We start from the raw sequence: 21,000 nt of genomic DNA, 5'->3' as shown, positions 1-21,000 counted from the left end.
AATTATTTAGAAATAAAGAGGTGCAATTATGAAAATGCATGATAAATGCTTGCCGTGTATGGTCAACCAAGTTATTAAAGTAGCAAATATTACAGGGGTTAACAATAAGGAAGAGTTATTGAAGGAAGTTTTTACATATCTCAGTAAAATGGATTTTGAGGCAACTACACCAGAAATTATTGGAGAAATTTTTGGCATGATAAAAAAACATACTAATAATCCCGATCCATATAAAGAAACTAGAAATTACTATAATACATTATTTTTGAAACTGTTACCTGAATTTGAGAGGAAGATTGAGCAAGCTGAAAATTCGTTTGAATTAGCAGTAAGGTATGCAATTGTTGGTAATATCATAGATTTCAATCCTATTCACAATACATTATTAGAGGATATATTTGATTATTTTGAAAGAATGGAGCAGTTGGAACTTGCAATAGATGATTCTAAAGAGCTAGCGGAAGATATTTTAAATTCAAAAACATTATTATACTTAGGTGATAATTGTGGAGAAATATGTATGGACAAGATTCTTTTAAGAAAAATAAAAGAACTAAATCATAATATTAAAATATTCTTTGGGGTACGAGGTAAACCTGTTGTAAATGACTCTATAGCTGAAGACGCATATGCTGTAGGAATTGATGAATACGCAGAGGTTATTGATAATGGGGATGGCTCTCTTGGGACTGTTTTAAATAGGACAAGTTATGGGTTTAAAGAAGTCTATAAAAAGGCTGATGTAGTAATTGCTAAAGGGCAAGCTAACTATGAATGCTTGAGTGAAGAAAAGAAAAATATCTATTTTCTTTTAATGACTAAATGTGATGTGATTGCAAATGATATTGGTGTTTCGGAAAAGAGAATGATTTGTATGAAAAACAAATTTTAATTACAGGAGGTGTGTCATGAGTGGTCTAATAGTACAAATAATCCCAGTGATTATATTTAGAATTTTAGTATTAATCTTATGTGTGCTAGGAATATATGCTCTTGCCTTATTAATTAAGGCTCTAAAGATCTATATTAAAAAGAATTCTTAGTTCCATACATAAATAAGACAAGCATTAATCAAGAAAGATTTAAAGATATCAAACTGAGAGTTTATCAGCTTTGAGATAAAGGATAAAATAAATTTATATACTAATGATGGAGAACAATGAGGAAAAGTCGCTAATGCAATTGATGGGGAATTAGTTAGTGATGTTTTATTATATAAAAGCAGAGATGTAAGGAGAAAGATATTATGGAAAATAAAAATGGAAATCTATTAATGGCTCCGCTATGGCTAATGTATCCTGAAATTCCAAATGGAAGCATTGGATGGAGAATGGGATATGGTGAAGGATATGCTATAGATTTTTACTTATGGTTTAATAAATTAGAAGAGGATGAGAAGAAAAAGTATAAAGAAATGTTTCCAGAGCCTAAAAGATGGGAAAGAGAAGATAATATTTATGAATACAATAATTATTGGACATACACTTGGCAAAAAGATGGCAAGCCTGAATATGATTTAAATAACCTTATTTCAGATTATAAAGATGGAAAGAACTTGGAATATATTTATTTCTGGGGGCATCATCCTAAAAAAGATGGCGGGATTACAAAGTCTTGCTTTAGCCAGTGGTGGAAGAGCAGGTTCAATATTGGACATACTGAATATTTATTTATGGAACAATATATGATGGCAGAAAAAGCTAGATTTTTTGGAGATAAAGAAATAGAAGAAAAAATTATGAATAGTTATGATCCTAAGGAAATAAAGAGCTTTGGACGTAAAGTAAGAGGTTTTGATGAAGAAATTTGGAATAGAGCTAAATATTCAATTATCATAAATGGAAATTATAATAAGTTCATGCAAAATGAAAGATTAAAAACATTTCTTCTTTCCACAGGGGATAAAATATTAGTAGAGGCAAGTCCATATGATACTGTATGGGGAATACAGATGTCTGAGGAGGATGTTAATATCAAAAATCCAGAATTATGGCGCGGGGAAAATTTACTCGGATTTGCGTTAATGGAAGTTAGAAATGAAATAAAAAGAGTATGTAAAAATAGCAATATGATTGATTGGGTTTCGTTGAATAATAGATATAGTTAATGTAGTACAGATAGATGGTATATTTATTTTATAAAGCAAATTCTAACCAAAGTTTTTATTGACAAAATATAGGTTAGGGAATATACTGATAAAAAAGTAATCATATAAAATTAGTATGAATTAAAAAATAAATATAAGTATAATATATGCTTAATAAAAATAAATAAGAAATGATTGACTAGAAAGCTAGAGATCGTAGAAATTTAGGGTGGTTAAGTCTTTTTTAGACTTTTCCTGCTTAGGGATTTTTGCGGTCTTTTTTGTTTTATTTTAGGCAATAGGCACTATCAAAAAAATTATTTGGCTGTGGGGATGTGTTTATGGATTTACAAAATTTTATTAAAAAGTTCCAGATACCTGAAGTAGCTTATCCGTTCATCAACAAGATATTTACTAAAAAAGAAATTGAATTTGTAGATAAGATGGACAAGGATACATTTACTAAGAAGGACATAGAGAAAGTTATAGATGAAAATTCAGAGGCGTTTATAAAAAATAGCTATAGAAGAGGTATTATTTCACTTGTAGATGAAGAGACATCTACATATAAAATAGCAAATTTTTATAGTAGATTAGATATTTTTTCAATATCTGAGCAAGAGGTTTATAGAAGCATTCCAAAGGCAGATCAACTTTCTATGGATGCCTGGTATTTTAAAGCTTATTATGATGGGTTAGACCCTGATTTTAGTGTAAGGCCTACAGAGGATGAAATTTTACCACTTAACAAGGTGTTAGAATTCATTGACACTCAGGATAGACCTGTTTATCTAAATTACTGCGATTGTAGAAGCCTTAGAGGAGAATGTGGAAAACCAACTAAAACCTGTATTACGTATAGAAATGGAATTAATACATTTGCACATAGAGGTTTATCAGAAGAAATAGATAAAGAAAGAGCAAAAGAAATAGTAAAAAATGCTGATAAGAAAGGTCTTATGCATACAGTTAATTCAAATGGTATATGTAATTGCTGTGGAGACTGCTGTTATTTATTTAGAAGCCAGGCAAAAAGAAATAGCAGTGGATTTTGGCCAAAAACAAATCAAATCATTAAATTTAATTCACATAACTGCATTAAGTGTGGTGCTTGTATAAAAAGATGCCATTTTGATGTATTTACTAAGGTTGATGGAATCATAAAAACAGATATTTCAAAATGCGTAGGTTGTGGAATTTGTTCAAATTCGTGTCCTACAAAGGCACTTAAGTTACAGGAAAGAAAATAACATGCTTGAAGATACACCGTATATTTTGCGTTAGTAAAGAAAGTGATTTTGTTTATATAAGGAGCGATTAAATAAATATTGAGAGTATTGAGTTTGGTTCAAAAAGTTTAGGCATACGGTTTGATATATTTTGAATGTGATTAAATTAAAAGAGAGGGATTAAAATGAGTTACGAAGCATATAAAAATAATCAGTTAGGTTTTACTACAAGACAATTACATGCAGGTTATAATCCAGCAGAACATTATAGATCAAAAGCAGTTCCAATTTACCAAACAGCAGCTTTTGAACTTGGGGATTTTGAGAGATGTATTAGATTATTTGATTATTCTGAAGAAGGTCATTCTTACGTAAGATTTTCAAATCCAACTAATACGGTACTTGAAAGAAGATTAGCATCACTTGAGGGAGGAATAGAAGCAATTGCATTAGGTTCAGGAATGGCAGCAATATCTAATACTTTTTTGAATATCGCAAAATCAGGGGATGAAATAGTAGCTGTTAATACTTTATATGGAGGAAGTAGAACCTTATTAAATAACATTTTACCTGATTATGGAATTGTTGGAAGGTTTGTAGATGATGAAAATGATATAGAATCATACAGAAAAGTAATTACAGAAAAGACAAAGGCAATTTATATTGAAAGCCTTGGCAATCCTGGTATGAATATAATCGATATTGAAGCTGTGGCTAATCTAGCTCATGAACATGGAATACCATTAATTGTTGATAATACTTTTGCAACACCGTATTTATTACGACCATTTGAATATGGAGCGGATATTGTTTGCTATTCTGCAACCAAATATCTTGCAGGTCATGGGACAACAATTGTAGGAGCTGTAGTTGAAAAAGGTGGTTTTAATTGGTTGAATGGGAAATTCCCTCAGTTTGAAAAATTTTATGATGAATACAAAGATACGATAGGAAAAGATAATTTAGATAAAACAATGTTTACTAAGAGACTTAGAATCAGATACTTAACTGATTTAGGTGCACACTTAAGCCCAACTAGTGCGTTTTATTTATTGCAAGGAATTGAAACTTTATCTTTAAGAATGAGAGAACATGCAGCTAATGCGCAAAAGGTGGCTGAATTCCTTGAAGGTCATCCGAAAGTTCTTTCAGTGGCATACCCAGGACTTAAAAGTAATAAGTATCATGAGTTAGCTAAAAAATATTTTCCTAAGGGTCCAGGCGCAATAATGTCTATAAGATTAAAAGGTGGAATAGAGGCAGCAAGAAAAGTCCTTGAAGAAGTTAAAGTATTTGATTACATGGTAAATGTGGGAGATGCAAAATCACTTATTGTACATTCAGCAACATCAACTCATTTTGGACAATCTAAAGAAGAAAGAGAAAAAGCAGGAGTATATGATGATACTTTAAGATTATCAATAGGAATTGAAGAGACAGAGGATTTAATAGCAGATCTTAAGCATGCGCTTGATTCAATAGATGAATAGAGAATATTAAATAATCAATATTTTTCTCTATGCAAACTTACGTTCTGAGAACATAAGTTTGCATAGAAATATGTTATATGATATAATTACTGGAAGAAAAGAGGAAAGTTTCTAATAATTAATGATAGAATAAGCAATCAAAGATAGATGAACAGTTACAAATTTTATTCAATAATTACAATAATAATTTTGAATATGTCGTATATACTTACAAAGATAGGAATTATATATTATTATCTATTAAGCCTAAGCACAATTCAATGTATCTTTGACTTAGGAGTCGTATATTATTTTTTTAGGAACGTTAATACTTTTAATCTTTTTATCAAAGATTTTATAAGAACTTAAAAATTTTAGGAATTATACTTTTTCAACAAGGGAAGTGGGAATATGTGGCAAAATATTATAGATTATTTTCAAAAGGACATGAATAATTATTTGCAGGCAATAGGGCAACACTTAGAAATAAGTTTACTATCCTTATTTGTAGCAGCGATTGTTGGGATTCCATTTGGAATATTATCTACTAAAAATAAAGTTTGGTATAGATGGGTAACAACCTGGTTTAATACTCTTAGAATTATTCCGAGCTTAGCTGTTCTTATAATATTTATTCCTATTGTAGGAACAGGTGTTAAACCAGCACTTATTGCATTAGCGTTACTTGGAATACCACCAATATTATTAAATACAGCACTTGCCTTTAACACAATTCCTGAATTCATGATAGAAACTTCAATGGCAATGGGAATGTCAAAAGCGCAGAGTTTTTGGAAGGTAAAGGTGCCATTAGCTGCACCTCTTATACTAACAGGAATTAAAACTGCAATGGTTGAGATTATTGCTAGTGCTACCCTTGCTGCTTATATTGGTGGAGGGGGAGTTGGGAACATTATTTTCACTGGATTAGGACTTAATAGAGCAGATTTACTTCTAATAGGTGGTGTTACTGTAGCAATTCTTTCAATGCTTGCAAATGTAATTATGTTAGGTTTGGAAAAATATCTGCTTAGATATAAGTATATTAATTCGAATATATAGTTTTAAGTCGCCTAATCATTATAGATTAGTGAAAGTATTAAAGAATCATATATGAGCTTTAGATAAGCTCATTAAAAGACAAGTAATAAAGATTAATTTAGATTGGGGAGTGATAATTATGAATAAAAATATTAAAAGAATCATAGGAACGTTATTAATTACAGTTACACTTGGGGGGCTTGTTGCTTGCGGTAATAGCAAAGGTTCAAGTGGAGATAAAAATACAATCCGCATAGGGTCAAAGGACTTTACAGAAAACTCAATAGTAGGTGAAGTTTATGCATTAGCTCTTGAAGATAAAGGTTATAAAGTAGAAAGAGTACCTAATATAGCAAGCTCAGTTATTCATACATCACTTGTAAATGATGAAATTGATTTATACCCAGAATATACTGGCACTGGATTATTGGCGATTTTAAAGAAGGATTTAATTACAGATCCAAAGCAAGTTTATGACACAGTTAAATCTGAATATGAAAAGCAATTTAATTTAGAATGGCTTGACTATTCGCCTGCAAATGATGGACAAGGCTTAGTAATTCGTACAGATGTAGCAAATAAACTTGGAATCAAAACTATTTCTGATTTACAAAAACATGCAGGTGAAATTAGATTTGCATCACAAGGTGAATTTGATAAGAGAGAAGATGGTATTCCAGGATTAGAGAAGGTCTATGGAAAGTTTGACTTTAAATCTACAAAGGTATATGACAATGGTTTAAAGTATGAAGTGTTAGCGAATAATGAAGCAGATCTTGCACCAGCATCTACAACAGAAGGTCAATTAGTAAAACCTGAATTTACTTTATTAGAAGATGATAAGCACGTATGGCCTCCATATAATTTAGCACCAGTAATTAAAAAATCAGTATTAGATGCTCATCCAGATATTGCTGATATTTTAAATAAAGTTAGTGCAAGCTTAGATACTAAAAAGATAACAAAATTAAACGCAGAAGTTGATGTAGATAAAAAAGAATACGAAGAAGTAGCTAAGGAGTATTACGATTCTATTAAATAATAGATAGAAGGAGATATTCAAGATGAGTATAGCAATAGAGTTTAAGAATGTTTATAAACAATTTAAAGGATCAGCATATAGCGCAGTTGATAATGTAAGTCTAAAAATTGAACATGGAGAATTCATTACAATTTTAGGATCTTCAGGGTGTGGAAAGACAACACTTCTTAAGATGATTAATCGCTTGTATGATCCACATAAAGGAAGTATTGAATTTTTTGGTGAGGATATTAGTAGTAAAGATCCAGTAGAGTTTAGAAGAAAAATAGGTTATGTAATTCAACAAGTTGGTTTGTTTCCACATATGACCATAGCAGGTAATATAGCGACAGTTCCAAAGATACTTAAGTGGCCTAAGGAAAAAATAGAAGCTAGAGTAGATGAATTACTTGAACTTGTTGGTCTTGAGCCAAAGGAATTTAGAAATAGATATCCAGCTCAGTTATCAGGAGGCCAACAGCAACGTGTAGGACTTGCTAGGGCTTTAGCAGTTAACCCAGATGTGATGCTGCTTGATGAACCTTTTGGCGCTATTGATGCAATAAATAGGATAAATCTTCAAGATGAGTTATTAAAGATTTATAATACTTCAAAGAAAACATATCTGTTTGTAACTCATGATATTAATGAAGCATTTAAACTTGGAAGCAAAGTGTTAATAATGGATAAAGGAAAGATACAGCAATTTGATACACCAAGAAATATTGCTAAAAATCCAGCAAATGATTTTGTAAAATCACTAATTAAGGCACATGAAGGTAAATAACAAGTCCAAAGCTGGCATGGATATTTTTCATTAGGCGAGGAGGTAGATTGGCTTCATAGTGGGACTATTAAGACAATCTGCCGACGAAGGATGGTGGAAAATATGCTGGCAGATGAACTTGTTATTTTCTTGATTGTGCCCAATTCCACGAATGGGAAGGAAGTATTTTTGGAGGATTAGAAATTTATGATTGACTATTTATTAAAATATCCTGATAAATTATTAAAAGCCTTTGTAGGACATATAGAAATTGTATTAATTACTTTAGTGATTTCTATAATATTAGCAGCATTATTAACGATATTAGCAGCTTATTCAAAAATAGCATCTAAATTGTTGGTTAATATATTTGCTATGATATATTCAATTCCTAGTTTAGCATTATTTGCGATTTTAGTGCCAATAACAGGGCTTGGTAAAGTTACTGCAATTATAGTTTTAGTACTTTATAATCAGTACATATTACTAAGAAACACAATAGATGGGCTTAATAATGTGGATGCTTCCATTGTAGAAGCAGCGACTGGAATGGGAATGAGCAAAAGCCAAATATTATTTCAAATCAAGTTACCTTTAGTTACTAAGCCAATTTTTGCAGGAATCCATCTTGCAGTAGTATCTACAATAGGTATTGCTACAATTGCAGCCTCTATTAATGCTGGTGGGATTGGAAGCGTCTTATTAGATGGACTTAGAACAGTAAATACAGCGAAGATACTATGGGGAACCTTAATGTCAGCAGGCTTAGCTATAGTAGTAAATGCAATACTTAATCTGATTGAGAAAAAGATTACTTAAAAGTTTAATTATTAGATATGCTATTGTAGGAATAAGTATTGATTCATAAAAGTTTTTGTTGACAAGGAAAAGATTAGACTATATACTTTATACAAGTTAACATATAGAGATAGTAGGAAAATTTTATTGTAATTCAAATAGGATTAAAAATGAATAATAGTGATTGACTAGAAAACTAGAGATCGCAGAAGTTTTGGAGAAAACATGGCATTTATTAAAGTGTCGTTGTTAAAGAAACTTTTGTGGTCTTTTTGTTATTAGCTAAATTAAATAACTAATTATAAATAAATTAATGGGGGAATTAAAAATGAAGAAAAATTGCTTAACATGTACAGACTGCGGAGTTACAAATTGCGCGTCGAAGGATAAGGAGTATCCAGATTTTTGTCTTACTACATCATTATTAGAAGATGAGCTTAACGATATAGTTGAATTATATATCAATAATCCAGAGGACAAAAAAATAGCCCAAGCAGCGGCAGAAGTTGAAGGCGAATTTTATTGTACCATTCCAAGAGTTCAAGAAATTATAGAATTTGCAAAAAAAATTGAAGCAAAAAGGATTGGGATTGCAACATGTGTAGGTTTAATTAATGAAAGTAGGATATTTGCAAAAATATTAAAGAAAAATGGATTTGAAGTTTATGGAGTTGCATGCAAGGTTGGCGCTGTAGAAAAGAAGAAAATTAACATAAAGGATGAATACATAAGGAAGGTTGGGGAGTCTATGTGCAATCCAATTATGCAGGCTAACCTTCTAGATAAAGCACAAACTGATCTAAATGTAGTAGTGGGCTTATGTGTTGGACATGATAGTTTATTTTATAAATATACCAATACAGTTACAACAACATTAATTACAAAAGACAGGGTACTCGGTCACAATCCAGCAGCTGCACTATACACTTCAAATAGTTACTATAAAAATTTACTGAAATAATAAAGTGGATAGATAGAATTCACAGAACAAGCATTAATAAAATATAAAATTTAATTAAGATTAAAATGGAGGGCTATTAATATGAAAAAATTTACAAGAATTATGGGGTTAATAACGATATTAATTATATCAACAACATTACTGTCTTGCAAAAAACAAGTAAGTAATGAAAGTAATCAAAGTAGTGAAAAAGTTAAAAAAATTGTGGTTGCAGTATCAGGTTCACCAAAGCCTTATAATTATGTAAATGAAAGCGGGGAATTGGACGGATATGAAATAGCTATTTTAAAAGAGATAGATAGAAGATTACCAGATGTTGAACTAGAATTTCAAAAAACAGACTTTGCAGGATTGTTTGCAGGGTTAGATTCTAATCGCTATCAAGTTGTTGCGAATAATATGACTAAAAAACCTGAACGTGAAGAGAAATATCTATTTGGGGATACTTCATATGTTAAAAATCATACTATTATTGCTGTAAGAGAAAATGAAACAAATATAAAAACAATTGATGATTTACAAGGAAAAAATGTTCCAGGAAGTTCTTCCGGAAATGCAACAACGTTGTATTTAGAAAAGTATAATCAAGATCATAAAGACAAGCCAATAAATATAATTTATACTGAAGGTGATTATTCAGCAACATTACAAGATTTACAAAATGGACGGTTTGATGCGTATGTTGTAGCTGAGACTTACGTGGATACAGCTTCAAAAGCACTAAATTTAAATTTTAAAAGATTACCAATAGCAAATGAAGAGGAAGTACAGCAATCAAAGGCATATTTTATGTTTAGAAAAGATCAAGAAGAACTTAAAAAGGAATTTGATGGCGTTTTAAATGACTTAATAGCTGAAGGAAAATTGAGTGAGTTAAGTATTAAATATTTTGGCAAAGATTATTCAAAGTAGGGAGGAATAGCCTATGCAAGATATATTTAAACCGTCATTTATACTTAAGTCTTTTCCAGAAATACTAAAATATTTACCAGCTACATTAGAAATAGCGTTAGTTTCGATTATAATTGGTCTGCTATTGGGATTCATTATAGCAATTATAAGAATTAAACAGGTACCTATACTTAATAAAGTATTAATATTATATGTATCATTTATGCGTGGAACACCGCTTTTGGTTCAATTATATTTATCATATTATGGTATTCCACTTGTAGTAGAATATATAAATTATAGATTTGGTACAAAGTACAATATTAATAACATTCCAGCAATGGTATTTGTATTTCTAGCATTTGCTTTAAATGAAAGTGCATATACATCAGAAACTATTAGGGGCGCAATACTTTCAGTTGACAAAAAAGAAATTGAAGCTGGACAATCTATAGGGATGACTTCAGTAACAATAATGAGAAGAATAATTTTGCCACAGGCTCTATTAGTTGCTATACCTAATCTAGGAAATACATTAATTAGCTTAGTTAAATCAACATCACTTGCATTTACAGTTTCTGTAATGGATGTAATGGCATCTGCTAAAGTTATAGCCGGAAGAAATATGAGGTTTTTTGAGGTATACATAGCTATTGCCATAATATATTGGGTAATTTGCTTGATTATAGAGATAGTATTTAGAAAAGTAGAAAAGAAGCTAAATATACAAGAAAGGGAGATAGCAGATGATAGAGGTTAAAAATTTACACAAGAGTTTTGGTGAAAATCATGTTTTAAAAGGTATAGATTTAGCTGTTAAAACTGGAGAAGTGATCACTATAATTGGTTCGAGTGGTTCTGGAAAATCAACATTTTTAAGAACTTTAAACTTTCTAGATAGTGCATCTTCCGGAGAAATAGATTTAGATGATATTCATATAGATGTTTCGAAGGCAAAGAAGAGTGATATCTTAAATATTAGAAGAAACACTGCAATGGTGTTTCAAGGATATAATCTATTTAAAAATCGCACAGCATTAGAGAATGTTATGGAAGCCTTAGTTATTGTACAAAAAAGGGATAAGAAAAAAGCAAAAACTGAATCGATAGAGTTGTTAGCTAAGGTGGGATTGAAAGATAGGATAAATTATTATCCACACCAATTATCAGGTGGGCAACAACAAAGAGTAGGTATAGCTCGAGCTTTAGCGATAAATCCAAAAGTTATTTTATTTGATGAGCCAACATCAGCATTGGATCCGGAAATGGTATCTGAGGTATTAAGTGTAATAAAGTCTATTGCACATAGTGGAATTACACTTATTATAGTTACACATGAAATGAATTTTGCACGTGAAGTTTCAGATAGAATAGTATTTTTCGACAATGGAACGATATTAGAAACAGGAACTCCAAAAGAATTTTTCTTAAATCCCAAGGAAGAACGCACAAAGCAATTTTTAAGAAGGTTTAATCAAGCATTTATCTATGAAATATAAGACCAGCTAATAATAGTCAAGTTAATTTTCAAAAAAATAGTTTTTGGAAAAAGAGTATGGCAAACAAACCGTTTCAAAACACGAACGGTTACAGAAATTGGAATAAAATTAAGCGACTTTGTTTAAAGAGTTATTTTCTAGGAACATTTGCTTATGTATTTTGGGATCTCTTTGCTCAAACGGAGTTTGATTTCGGAGAACAGCAAAAATGTAGTTTATAATTTTATGCATTATAGCGACTAAGGCGATTTTAGGCTTTTTGCCTTTAAGGTTTATTTGATAATAATCTAATAGGACTTTATTTATAGGAACTCCATTACGATTGTTACTGATTGAAGCTAGTGCAACAGAATATAATGCTCTTCGACCGATTCGAGTTCCTCTTTTTGAAATTTTATTATTATCGCCTTTAAAATTACCTGATTGATTAACTGAGCTATCAATACCAAAGAAAGCTACAAGATGTTTGGGCTTAAGAAAACCATCAATATCACCTATTTCAGCTATTATAGTAATAGCAGTTAATTGCCCTATGCCAGGAATTGAATCAATTAGTTCAATATTAGCTCTAATAGATTCAGGAAAAGTTTCAGACTGTATAAAATTGTTAATTTTCTGTAGCAATGTATCAATCTCTGATTGAATAGTTTTTATTAATGTTATAGAGCTGGCTATTTTGACGGCTAAACCGTCTAACGGTAAGCCAATTATTTTAGCTTCATTAGCAACCTTAAATAATTTGGAATATGTATTTTCCGACCAGATAATGCCCTTTTTAGAGCTATTAAGGAAAATCTTAATTATATTTTCCTTAGGTGCCTCTAAAATTGATTGTGGCGTTGGATATTGACTTAAAAGCTCAATTGAACTTTTAGATGTTGAATCTGAAAATATAGTATTATAGCCAGGAAAAATAACTCTTAAATCAGCGGATAATTTTTTCTTAAAAGTAGAGCTAGTATCTGTAAGTTTGTAATACTCTCTTACAAGATTTTTCAGAAGAAAAATATCAAGGCTAAGTTGTTGTGATAACTTAATGTTTTGAAATTTTCCTATTGTTGCAATAGATAAAGCATCTTTTTTATCATTTTTCACTTTTCTTATGTCACCATTTTTGTTAGACTTAGTAACGAGTGGATTGATAACAAATGTGTTATCGAAATATTTATTAAGATAGTGGAAAAGAGATAAATGGTACACGCCAGTGGACTCCATGAAAATTGCAGTTTTCATGTTAAACTCTTCTTCCACTTTTTTTATTTCATTAACTAAGTGGTTGAAGCCATTGAGATCATGCTTTATTTTAAATGACTTCTTATAAATATCACCATTCGGTGCGAGTATTGCAGTATATGAAAAATCAGCTGAAACATCAATTCCTATTACAGGACTATAAAAAAAATTAGACATTGTATATATCTCCTTAAATTAAATTTTAGATATAGAATAGAACTTCCACTCTGTCAGATAGCTTATAACCTTGTTTGTGACACGGGTAATTCCCGAAGGGAAACCCAACCAGCTAAACATAGAATTCTACCTGATGAAATGATACGCTTTTTTACGGGTATAGGTTCTAAAAGACCTCCCAGGAGGTTTACATCTATCTTCTATTCAGGAGTATTATACTAGACTATATAAAACTTGGTTAGATTCCTTTAAGGAATTTAAATAAAAAACTATTTAAGATATGAAATGCATATTCCCTATCGGGGCGTAGGCAAAGTAATAAATTAGAATATTAAAAATAATAAGAGGTGTAATGTTCGTTAGAAAGATAAATAGTTTTCTATCAAATGTTACAACTAGATTATACAAGGAGGATTATAATATGTCTGGATTTGATGAAGTTATAAATAGAAAAAACACATCCTGTTCTAAATGGGACGGACAAGGAGGCGATTATATTCCTTTATGGGTAGCTGACATGGATTTTAAGTCACCTAAGTCAATCATTAATGCAATAATTAAGAGAACAGATCATGGAGTTTTTGGATATACTCATGATGAGAGTGCATTAAAGGAAATAATTTATAATTTCTATAAGAAGGAATATAATTATAAAATAAAGAAGGAATGGATTGTATTTATTCCTAGTGTAATGCCCGGAGCCACTATGGCGTGTAGAATAGCTAATGGTGATATGATGTTTAATACGCCTATGTACCCACATATAAGGAGATTACCCGGGGAAGTTAAGTGTAATTCAATAGAAGTACCATTGAAAAAATTTAACGGAAAATATACCTTTGATTTTGAAGCAATGCAACAGAAAATTGATGATAATATTAAGGTTTTTGTATTATGTAATCCCCATAATCCAGTAGGTAGAGTATATAGTAGAGAAGAATTAGAGGAATTAGTTAAGTTTTGTGACGAAAATAATTTATTATTAGTTTCAGATGAAATACATAGCGAATTAATTTTTGAAGGAAAGCATATTCCAGTGTTTACTTTAAATGAAAAAGCTAAAAATATAAGCATTACTCTAACAAGTCCTGCAAAAACTTATAATATTCCAGCATTGCCTTTAGGGTTTGCTATAATTCCTAACGAAGAAATTCAAAGAAAATTTAAAAAAGAGATTTATGGCGTTTTTGGACATCCAGCAGTATTATCGGTAGAAGCTTTTAAGTCTGCATATACTGAATGTGATCAATGGAAAAAGGAATTATTACAATATTTAAAAGAAAATAGAGATTATGTAGAAGAAAGAGTATCCAAAATAAAGGGCCTAAAGATTAATCATAATGAAGGAACTTATCTTGCTTGGATAGATGCGAGTGAAGCAGGCATCGAATATCCATACAAATTTTTCTTAGATAAAGCAAAAATAAAATTTTCTGATGGAGCTGATTTCGGAAAAAAAGAATTTGTTAGAATAAACTTTGGTTGTCCAAGAGCCAATCTAAAAGAGGCATTTGATAGAATAGAAGAGATATTATAATGAGATGGAATTTGATATAGCTACGGTAAAAACAGTGGTTCAAACGTAATTCCATATATCTGAAATGAGAATTTTATAGCAAAAGAGTTAGAGCTTATGAAAAATAGATAATATCAATAGAAAGATCTGTTAAAATTATTTTATAATTTTGATAGATTTTTCTTTTTTTATACGAATTAATATATGTAAGTACAAACTTACTAAATGCAAGCTTGCGTTATGGGAAGAGGTAAAAAATGAAGGTGAATGAAGATAATTATATTAAAGAATTAAGAAATAGGAATGAAAAAGCTTTAGATTATGTTATTGATAATTATGGTTGGATTATAAAATCTATTGTGGGAAAGCATCTATATGGGATCAATAGTGTTCAAGAAGAATGTATAAATGATATTCTTTTAGGGATTTGGAACAACATAAATAGCTTTGATGAAAGTAAAAGCGAATTTAAAAATTGGGTGGCTGGTATATGTAAGTTTAAATGCATTGATTACAAACGAAAATATTTAAAAGACTTACAACATGAAAATATAGATGATTTAAATATCAGTGATGAGGGTATTAAAGTGAAGAATTTAGAAAATGAATTAAGTAATGAAGTAGAATCGCTGCTTGGATGTTTAAAGGGGAAGGATAGAAATTTGCTTTATAAGCTATATGTTGATGAGATGGACATTAATGAAATAAGCAATGAATATGGGATGAAAAAAGAAGTTATATATAATAGATTATCTAGGGCAAAAAAGAAAATAAAAGATATTTTTAATATTGATAATAGAAGAGGTGTTAAGCATGAAGAATAAAATATATAGTCTGCTTAATGAAGCAAACATCGATTTAGATGAATACAAAAAAGAAGATTTTAATGATATTGAAAAGGAATCACTTAAAAAGAATATTAGGAAATCTATAAAAAAGAGTAGAAAACAAAATGTTGGAAGAAAAGTAATAGCTGCAGCTGCAATAATAGCAGTACTCACAGGTATGTCTTTTGGAAATACGGGAGCTTACGCCATATCAAAAATAAATTTATTCAGCGAAAGTATTTCAAGTTTCCTAGGAATAGAGAGAAATTTAGAAGATTATAATACAGTAATCAACAAATCTGTTATAGACAATGGAGTAACAGTTAAATTAAATGAGGTAGTGTTAGATGAAAATGAACTACTTATATCTACTGATATAAGTTCAGATAGGTTTTTAAAAGAGTATGAAAGTTGGGGAAGCGAAATGACTCTTTATATAAATAATAAAAAAGTTAAATTTACTGGTGAAGGTGGTGGGAGAAAACGTATAGACGATTACACTACACAGCAAGTTGCAAGATATGATTTAGCTTCAATAAAAGACATGGATTTAAGTGGAGATTTAAATGTAAAGATTGTATATTCCAAAATGATGGTAAATTATAATGATGATATAAATGGAACTTGGAAGTTTGAATTTAAAACTAATGGGGATAGGCTGAAAATAGATACTAAAACTGTAAATCTTGATTATGAATTTAATATTGAGAATGGAAATAAATATATATTAGAAAAATATACAGGCAATGCTTTAGGTCATAAAATATATGGAAAAATAATTAATAATTCAACCGAGAGAGGAACATACGCTATTTTATTAAAAGGGCATGATGATTTAGGAAATAAGGTAATATTTGATTTGATAAAAGGAACAAAAGATGGTTTTTTGCTAAAATACGAAAATGTATTAGTTGGAAATATGAGTGAAAAGGCAAGTAAATTAATTCTGACACCTTATGCAGTAAAAATGCCAGAAGAAGGTGGTGAGGAACCTAAATTTGATGAATATAAAAAAGTTGGAGATGAATTTACAATAAATATTAAATAAAAAAAATAATGGGTGAGAACCAAATCTAGATAGAGGAGGTTCTCATTTTTAAGTAATATCTATTTAGAAAATAATCTAAATAGATATTGACTTTGAAGATAAGAATTGATATATTCTATTTAGAAATATTTCTAAATAGAATATAAAAGGGAGATGATAATTTGGGGTTTCCAGAAACTTTTAAAGCATTGTCAGATCCAGTTCGGCGAGAAATTTTAGTAATGCTGAAAAGTGGTAAAAAATCAGCTGGGGAGATTTCAAAGGAATTTGATATGACAGGTGCAACAATTTCATATCATATATCTCAATTAAAAAAAGCAGGTTTGGTTTTAGAGACAAAATACAAAAATTTTATATATTACGAAATCAATGTATCGGTATTTGAAGAAGTAATGCTTTGGTTTTCGCAATTTAGGGGGAATGAAGATGAAAAAAGATAATATTTTATGGATTACAACTATTATTTGTTTTTTGCCATTGATTCTTTCATTTGGAGTATATGATAAATTACCTGAAGTAGTGCCGATTCATTTTAATTATGCAGGTGTTCCAAATAATTATGTGCCAAAAGCAGTTGGAGCGTTTGGAATGCCGGTTTTAATGGCGATAATTAATATTTTCATACACTTTAAGCTTAATAATGATCCAAAGAAAATGAATTCACCATCTGCATTGAAGTATTTAGGAAAGTGGTCTGCTCCAATTATTTCAGTCGTATTAGTACCAGTAACCTTATTTATTGCACTTGGATATAAAATTCCTATTCAAATTATTACATCAGTAGTCGTAGGAGTTATTATCGTAGCGGTCGGAAACTACTTACCAAAATGCAAGCAAAATTATACTGTTGGTATTAGATTACCATGGACATTAAATAGTGAAATGAATTGGAATAAAACTCATCATATGGCAGGATATCTTTGGATATTTGGCGGTATTTGCATGATAATCTTAGGTTGTATGCAGATGAAAAGTGCTTTATTAACTTTAATTATTTTATTAGCTATTGTAGTAATTCCATGTGGCTATTCATATTGGATATATAAAAAGGGGGTATAATAAACATATGTATGCTTTCTTTTACTATATTAAAGAAAGCATACACTATATGGATATTCAATTTAAATATTTAACTTATTAAATGAACATATTTCCATATTTACTATATATAAATGGTTATCTTAGCTAGAAATCATAAATATATTTGTGGAGAAAACATTTGAAAATGAGCTACTAAGATTCTTAGTTGTAGATTGTTCCACTTTAGCTTGTCACACTGAAAGTGGGAGCACGCTAAAGTGGTGAAATCTGCTGCTTAGAATCTTCAGCGAAATTTTCATAGCTTTTCGGAACAAAATATTTATGATTTCGGCAAGTTACCACATAAATATAGTTTTAAAGTTGGATATCTATAGTATGTATTCAATCTTATAGCAGCTTAACAGTTAAATTATTCAACTGTTCTTTAATATCATCAGTGATGTTTGAGTCGGTAACTATAGCATCAAATTCATCTATAGTTGCAAATTTATAGAGACTATCTGTATTAAATTTTTCTGTTTCAACAAGCAAAAATGCTTCTTTACTTGTTGAAACTATAAGTTCTTTAAGATTACCATCTTCTAACATAGAAGTACCTACGCTGTTAGTAATTAAATTTACACCGGAACTTCCTAAAAAACCTTTATTAAAAGTATATTTAGAGATGCTCTTAATGGCTTCTGAGCCTAAGACTCCGCCACTTCTATTGTCATATACACCACCTATGCATATTAATACAACGGTTTCATTGTTATTGAAAAGCGGTGGAATTATAGACATATTAGTTATTAAAGTTATTTTTTTTGTGCTATTAGCTATTAGTTTTGCTAATAAAAAATTTATGCTTGAGGACTCTAAAAAAATAATATCTCCATCATCTATAAGTTCAAAAGCCTTTTTGGATATTAACTCTTTGCTATTTAAGTTAACTGTCATTCTGGTAGTTATAGAGCTTAATTTAGAAATTTTTCTATTTAATATAGCTCCACCATAGGTCCTTTGAAGGTCTCCATTTTTCTCTAACCTTTGCAAATCCTTTCTTATCATACCTTCTGAAACATTAAATTGTTCACTTAGTTCCTTAACTTTTACTCTACCATGTTTATTAAGTATATTTAAAATCTGTTCTAGTCTTTCTTCAGTAAACATTTAGGCACCTCACCAATTATTATCATTTAGTATTGTTGTTGATTAATATTATAACATTATTCTTTTAATTTATAAAATATATTGAATAGATATTTAAAAAGGTATATAATGATACCAAAAGATAACAAATGATATATAATGATAAAAAGTAAACTTAGTTAATGAAATATTTTAAAAAAGATATAATTTAGCGTTATAGGGTAATGCCTAGCGTCATATTTTATATATTTAGGCATCTTCAAAGAATAGCTGCAATGTTAGCAATTTTTGAAGGTGCCTAATTTAATTGGTATTAAAGAAAGAGTTTATAGGGAAAAAAGCATACATAATAGAATTTTTGGCTATTCTAAAATTGTAAGTCCCCACTTCTTCAACTCTATAAATGCAGTTTCTAAACTCTTACCTTTTTCAGTTAATTCATATTCAACTTTTGGAGGAATTTCTGGATAAACTATTCTTTTAACTAACCCAAATTTCTCTAGTTCACGTAGTCTAAGGGAGAGCGTTTTGGGGCTTATCCCATCTAAAGAGCGCAACAAATCTCCAAATCTAATTTTTCCATCTATCAATAAATCTCTTATTATTAGAAATGTCCATTTACTACCTATAATATTTATTGCTGCCTCAATAGGACATTTTTCATTAGGATTTCCTCGTTCAAGTTTGATTTCTGACATAAATAAAACTCCTTTCAGCCGTTGATTTCTCACTATACTTACTTTTTTGAAATTATATGAAAAAAATATCACTACTTTTCAAAGTATAGTATAGATAATATAATGAAAATAAGCAAGAGATTTAAATAAAAAGGAGATTATAATTATGAATACTTTTAAAAATTATACTTTAAAAAATACGAACTTAAAGAATAGAATTGTTATGCCACCAATGTGCATGTACTCTTCGGATGAGACTGGTATGGCAAATGATTTTCATTACACTCATTATGTTAGCAGAGCCATTGGTGCAGTAGGTCTTATAATACTTGAATCTACAGGAGTTGTTGAAAATGGAAGGACAACAGACAATGATTTAGGGATTTGGGATGACACGCATATAGATGGACTGAAAAAAATTGTTAATGGTGTTAAAAAATATGGTTCTAAAATTGCAATACAATTAAATCATGGTGGAAGAAAATATACAGGAACAGCTAGTCAGGCTGTAGCTCCAAGTGCAGTTAAATTTGATGAAAGAAGCACATTGCCTAAGGAATTAACTAGAGATGATATTAAAGAAATTGTATTAAATTTTAAAGAAGCAGCGAAAAGAGCAGATAAAGCGGGATTTGATGCTATAGAAATACATGGAGCACATGGTTATCTAATACATCAATTTCTATCACCATTATCAAATTTAAGAAAAGATGAATATGGTGGTGATATAAAGAACAGAATCAGATTTCTAAAAGAAATATTGGAAGCTGTGACAGAAGTATGGCCAAAAGAGAAAGCAATTTTGCTTAGAGTATCAGCCTATGATTATAAAGAGGGTGGAATAACGCTAAATGATATGATTGAAATTATAAATGAAATTAAAGAATATATTGATATAGTGCATGTAAGTACTGGAGGATTAATTCCAGTAGAAATAAATGCATATCCAGGATATCAAGTAAATTATTCAAGCATAATCAAAGAAAAGTGTAACATTCCTACAATAGCTGTTGGATTAATTACAGATATTAATATGGCTGAGGAAATAATATCGAATGGCAGGGCAGATTTAGTTACAGTTGGCAGAGAGCTTTTAAGAAACCCATACTTTGTGTTAAATGAAGCAAAATCTAGAAACATAGATTTTGATTATCCAGAACAATATAAGGGTGCTTTCAAATAATACTCTGAAGATGGAGAATCTACGTTATACTAGTCAATGTATTTTAAGCACATAAAGTTATATACCTAGCAAAGTTTGTGCGCTTATTATGAATATAAAAATCAAGGTTGGAAGCTTAAATTTTAAGCCCAACCTTGTTTTATATAGTATTTTTTTAGATTATACAAAGCTTTTGATTGTTCTATTTTTATGAAATAAAATTATCTTTTTAGTAAGATTATTTTTGAGAAATACATTTTCTAGGGCAAGCTAATTGGCAAGCTCCACAGTCAACACAAGCAGATTCATTGATTCTTCTTTTCTTATCTTTATCTTCTGTAATGCATCCAACAATGCATACTCGCTCGCAATTTGCACAACCCACACAGTCAGATTTACTGATTATTCTAGGCATAATTTTCTCCTTACA

Annotated in this window: 22 protein-coding genes; 18 read left to right on the top strand and 4 right to left on the bottom strand. The window is 30.0% G+C overall.

The genetic code is table 11. From position 1 onward, the window contains the following. The first annotated feature begins 28 nt into the window (after positions 1-28). The 12 genes from F3K33_RS18015 to F3K33_RS17960 all read left to right on the top strand — a co-directional run bounded on the left by F3K33_RS18015 (position 29) and on the right by F3K33_RS17960 (position 11,761). Positions 29-892 carry a damage-control phosphatase ARMT1 family protein gene (locus F3K33_RS18015; RefSeq protein ID WP_039771737.1) on the top strand — a complete coding sequence of 288 codons (864 nt, stop codon included), beginning with the start codon at positions 29-31 and terminating at the stop codon, positions 890-892. 354 nt (positions 893-1,246) lie between these two features. Next, a complete protein-coding gene (locus F3K33_RS18010; protein WP_023974085.1) occupies positions 1,247-2,107 on the top strand; it encodes a riboflavin biosynthesis intermediates N-glycosidase in 861 nt (286 codons plus the stop codon). A 320-nt stretch (positions 2,108-2,427) separates the two neighbouring features. After that, positions 2,428-3,336, top strand: coding sequence for a 4Fe-4S binding protein (locus F3K33_RS18005; protein ID WP_039771738.1), 909 nt, complete (start codon positions 2,428-2,430; stop codon positions 3,334-3,336). Between the two features lie 164 nt (positions 3,337-3,500). After that, the gene (locus tag F3K33_RS18000; protein ID WP_039771739.1) at positions 3,501-4,805 is read left to right on the top strand and encodes an O-acetylhomoserine aminocarboxypropyltransferase/cysteine synthase family protein; all 1,305 of its coding nucleotides are present in this window, start codon (positions 3,501-3,503) and stop codon (positions 4,803-4,805) included. Positions 4,806-5,195: 390 nt separating this feature from the next. Next, positions 5,196-5,846, top strand: coding sequence for an ABC transporter permease (locus F3K33_RS17995; protein ID WP_039771740.1), 651 nt, complete (start codon positions 5,196-5,198; stop codon positions 5,844-5,846). Between the two features lie 118 nt (positions 5,847-5,964). Beyond that, a complete protein-coding gene (locus F3K33_RS17990) occupies positions 5,965-6,867 on the top strand; it encodes a glycine betaine ABC transporter substrate-binding protein (RefSeq protein WP_012059713.1) in 903 nt (300 codons plus the stop codon). A 22-nt stretch (positions 6,868-6,889) separates the two neighbouring features. Next, positions 6,890-7,633: an ABC transporter ATP-binding protein gene (locus F3K33_RS17985; RefSeq protein ID WP_039771742.1), complete on the top strand. Its 744-nt coding sequence runs from the start codon at positions 6,890-6,892 to the stop codon at positions 7,631-7,633. Between the two features lie 186 nt (positions 7,634-7,819). Further along, positions 7,820-8,431, top strand: coding sequence for an ABC transporter permease (locus F3K33_RS17980; protein ID WP_012059711.1), 612 nt, complete (start codon positions 7,820-7,822; stop codon positions 8,429-8,431). Positions 8,432-8,738: 307 nt separating this feature from the next. Then, on the top strand, positions 8,739-9,371 hold the full coding sequence (locus F3K33_RS17975; RefSeq protein ID WP_051144836.1) for a DUF1847 domain-containing protein: 633 nt from the start codon (positions 8,739-8,741) through the stop codon (positions 9,369-9,371). A gap of 81 nt (positions 9,372-9,452) precedes the next feature. Beyond that, the gene (locus F3K33_RS17970) at positions 9,453-10,283 is read left to right on the top strand and encodes a transporter substrate-binding domain-containing protein (protein ID WP_039771746.1); all 831 of its coding nucleotides are present in this window, start codon (positions 9,453-9,455) and stop codon (positions 10,281-10,283) included. A 13-nt stretch (positions 10,284-10,296) separates the two neighbouring features. Further along, positions 10,297-11,022, top strand: coding sequence for an amino acid ABC transporter permease (locus F3K33_RS17965; protein ID WP_039771748.1), 726 nt, complete (start codon positions 10,297-10,299; stop codon positions 11,020-11,022). Continuing rightward, positions 11,009-11,761: an amino acid ABC transporter ATP-binding protein gene (locus F3K33_RS17960; RefSeq protein WP_039771750.1), complete on the top strand. Its 753-nt coding sequence runs from the start codon at positions 11,009-11,011 to the stop codon at positions 11,759-11,761. Before F3K33_RS17965 ends, F3K33_RS17960 begins: the two co-directional genes overlap by 14 nt. Before the next feature lie 108 nt (positions 11,762-11,869). On the opposite strand, the gene F3K33_RS17955 is transcribed toward F3K33_RS17960, so the two are convergent. Then, positions 11,870-13,171: an IS110 family RNA-guided transposase gene (locus F3K33_RS17955; protein ID WP_154862466.1), complete on the bottom strand. Its 1,302-nt coding sequence runs from the start codon at positions 13,169-13,171 to the stop codon at positions 11,870-11,872. Positions 13,172-13,592: 421 nt separating this feature from the next. On the opposite strand from F3K33_RS17955, the gene F3K33_RS17950 reads away from it, so the two are divergent. The 5 genes from F3K33_RS17950 to F3K33_RS17930 all read left to right on the top strand — a co-directional run bounded on the left by F3K33_RS17950 (position 13,593) and on the right by F3K33_RS17930 (position 17,621). Next, a complete protein-coding gene (locus F3K33_RS17950) occupies positions 13,593-14,708 on the top strand; it encodes a MalY/PatB family protein (RefSeq protein WP_039773128.1) in 1,116 nt (371 codons plus the stop codon). A gap of 236 nt (positions 14,709-14,944) precedes the next feature. Beyond that, positions 14,945-15,511, top strand: coding sequence for a sigma-70 family RNA polymerase sigma factor (locus F3K33_RS17945; RefSeq protein ID WP_039773130.1), 567 nt, complete (start codon positions 14,945-14,947; stop codon positions 15,509-15,511). Then, positions 15,501-16,562 (top strand): DUF4179 domain-containing protein, encoded by a 1,062-nt coding sequence (locus tag F3K33_RS17940; protein WP_039773132.1) that lies wholly within the window; start codon positions 15,501-15,503, stop codon positions 16,560-16,562. The genes F3K33_RS17945 and F3K33_RS17940 overlap by 11 nt, the downstream gene beginning before the upstream one ends. A gap of 161 nt (positions 16,563-16,723) precedes the next feature. Continuing rightward, positions 16,724-17,002: an autorepressor SdpR family transcription factor gene (locus F3K33_RS17935; RefSeq protein WP_026887388.1), complete on the top strand. Its 279-nt coding sequence runs from the start codon at positions 16,724-16,726 to the stop codon at positions 17,000-17,002. Then, complete coding sequence (locus F3K33_RS17930; protein WP_039773136.1) at positions 16,989-17,621, top strand: SdpI family protein; 633 nt, start codon at positions 16,989-16,991, stop codon at positions 17,619-17,621. The genes F3K33_RS17935 and F3K33_RS17930 overlap by 14 nt, the downstream gene beginning before the upstream one ends. A gap of 369 nt (positions 17,622-17,990) precedes the next feature. On the opposite strand, the gene F3K33_RS17925 is transcribed toward F3K33_RS17930, so the two are convergent. Both F3K33_RS17925 and F3K33_RS17920 read right to left on the bottom strand, forming a co-directional pair. Continuing rightward, positions 17,991-18,752, bottom strand: a complete 762-nt coding sequence (locus F3K33_RS17925) for a DeoR/GlpR family DNA-binding transcription regulator (RefSeq protein WP_012059706.1) — start codon at positions 18,750-18,752, stop codon at positions 17,991-17,993. A 341-nt stretch (positions 18,753-19,093) separates the two neighbouring features. Continuing rightward, positions 19,094-19,429, bottom strand: a complete 336-nt coding sequence (locus F3K33_RS17920) for a winged helix-turn-helix transcriptional regulator (RefSeq protein WP_023974071.1) — start codon at positions 19,427-19,429, stop codon at positions 19,094-19,096. Positions 19,430-19,574: 145 nt separating this feature from the next. Between F3K33_RS17920 and namA the strand changes: the two genes are divergently transcribed. Then, positions 19,575-20,591, top strand: a complete 1,017-nt coding sequence (gene namA, locus F3K33_RS17915; RefSeq protein ID WP_039773138.1) for an NADPH dehydrogenase NamA — start codon at positions 19,575-19,577, stop codon at positions 20,589-20,591. A 217-nt stretch (positions 20,592-20,808) separates the two neighbouring features. On the opposite strand, the gene F3K33_RS17910 is transcribed toward namA, so the two are convergent. Further along, positions 20,809-20,985, bottom strand: coding sequence for a 4Fe-4S binding protein (locus tag F3K33_RS17910; RefSeq protein WP_039773139.1), 177 nt, complete (start codon positions 20,983-20,985; stop codon positions 20,809-20,811). Positions 20,986-21,000 lie beyond the last annotated feature (15 nt).

This window comes from Clostridium beijerinckii (assembly GCF_008705175.1).
Classification (GTDB): Bacteria; Bacillota; Clostridia; order Clostridiales; family Clostridiaceae; genus Clostridium; species Clostridium beijerinckii.
The sequence above is the reverse complement of the archived record's forward strand: the minus strand, read 5'-3'. Positions and strand labels throughout refer to the sequence as shown.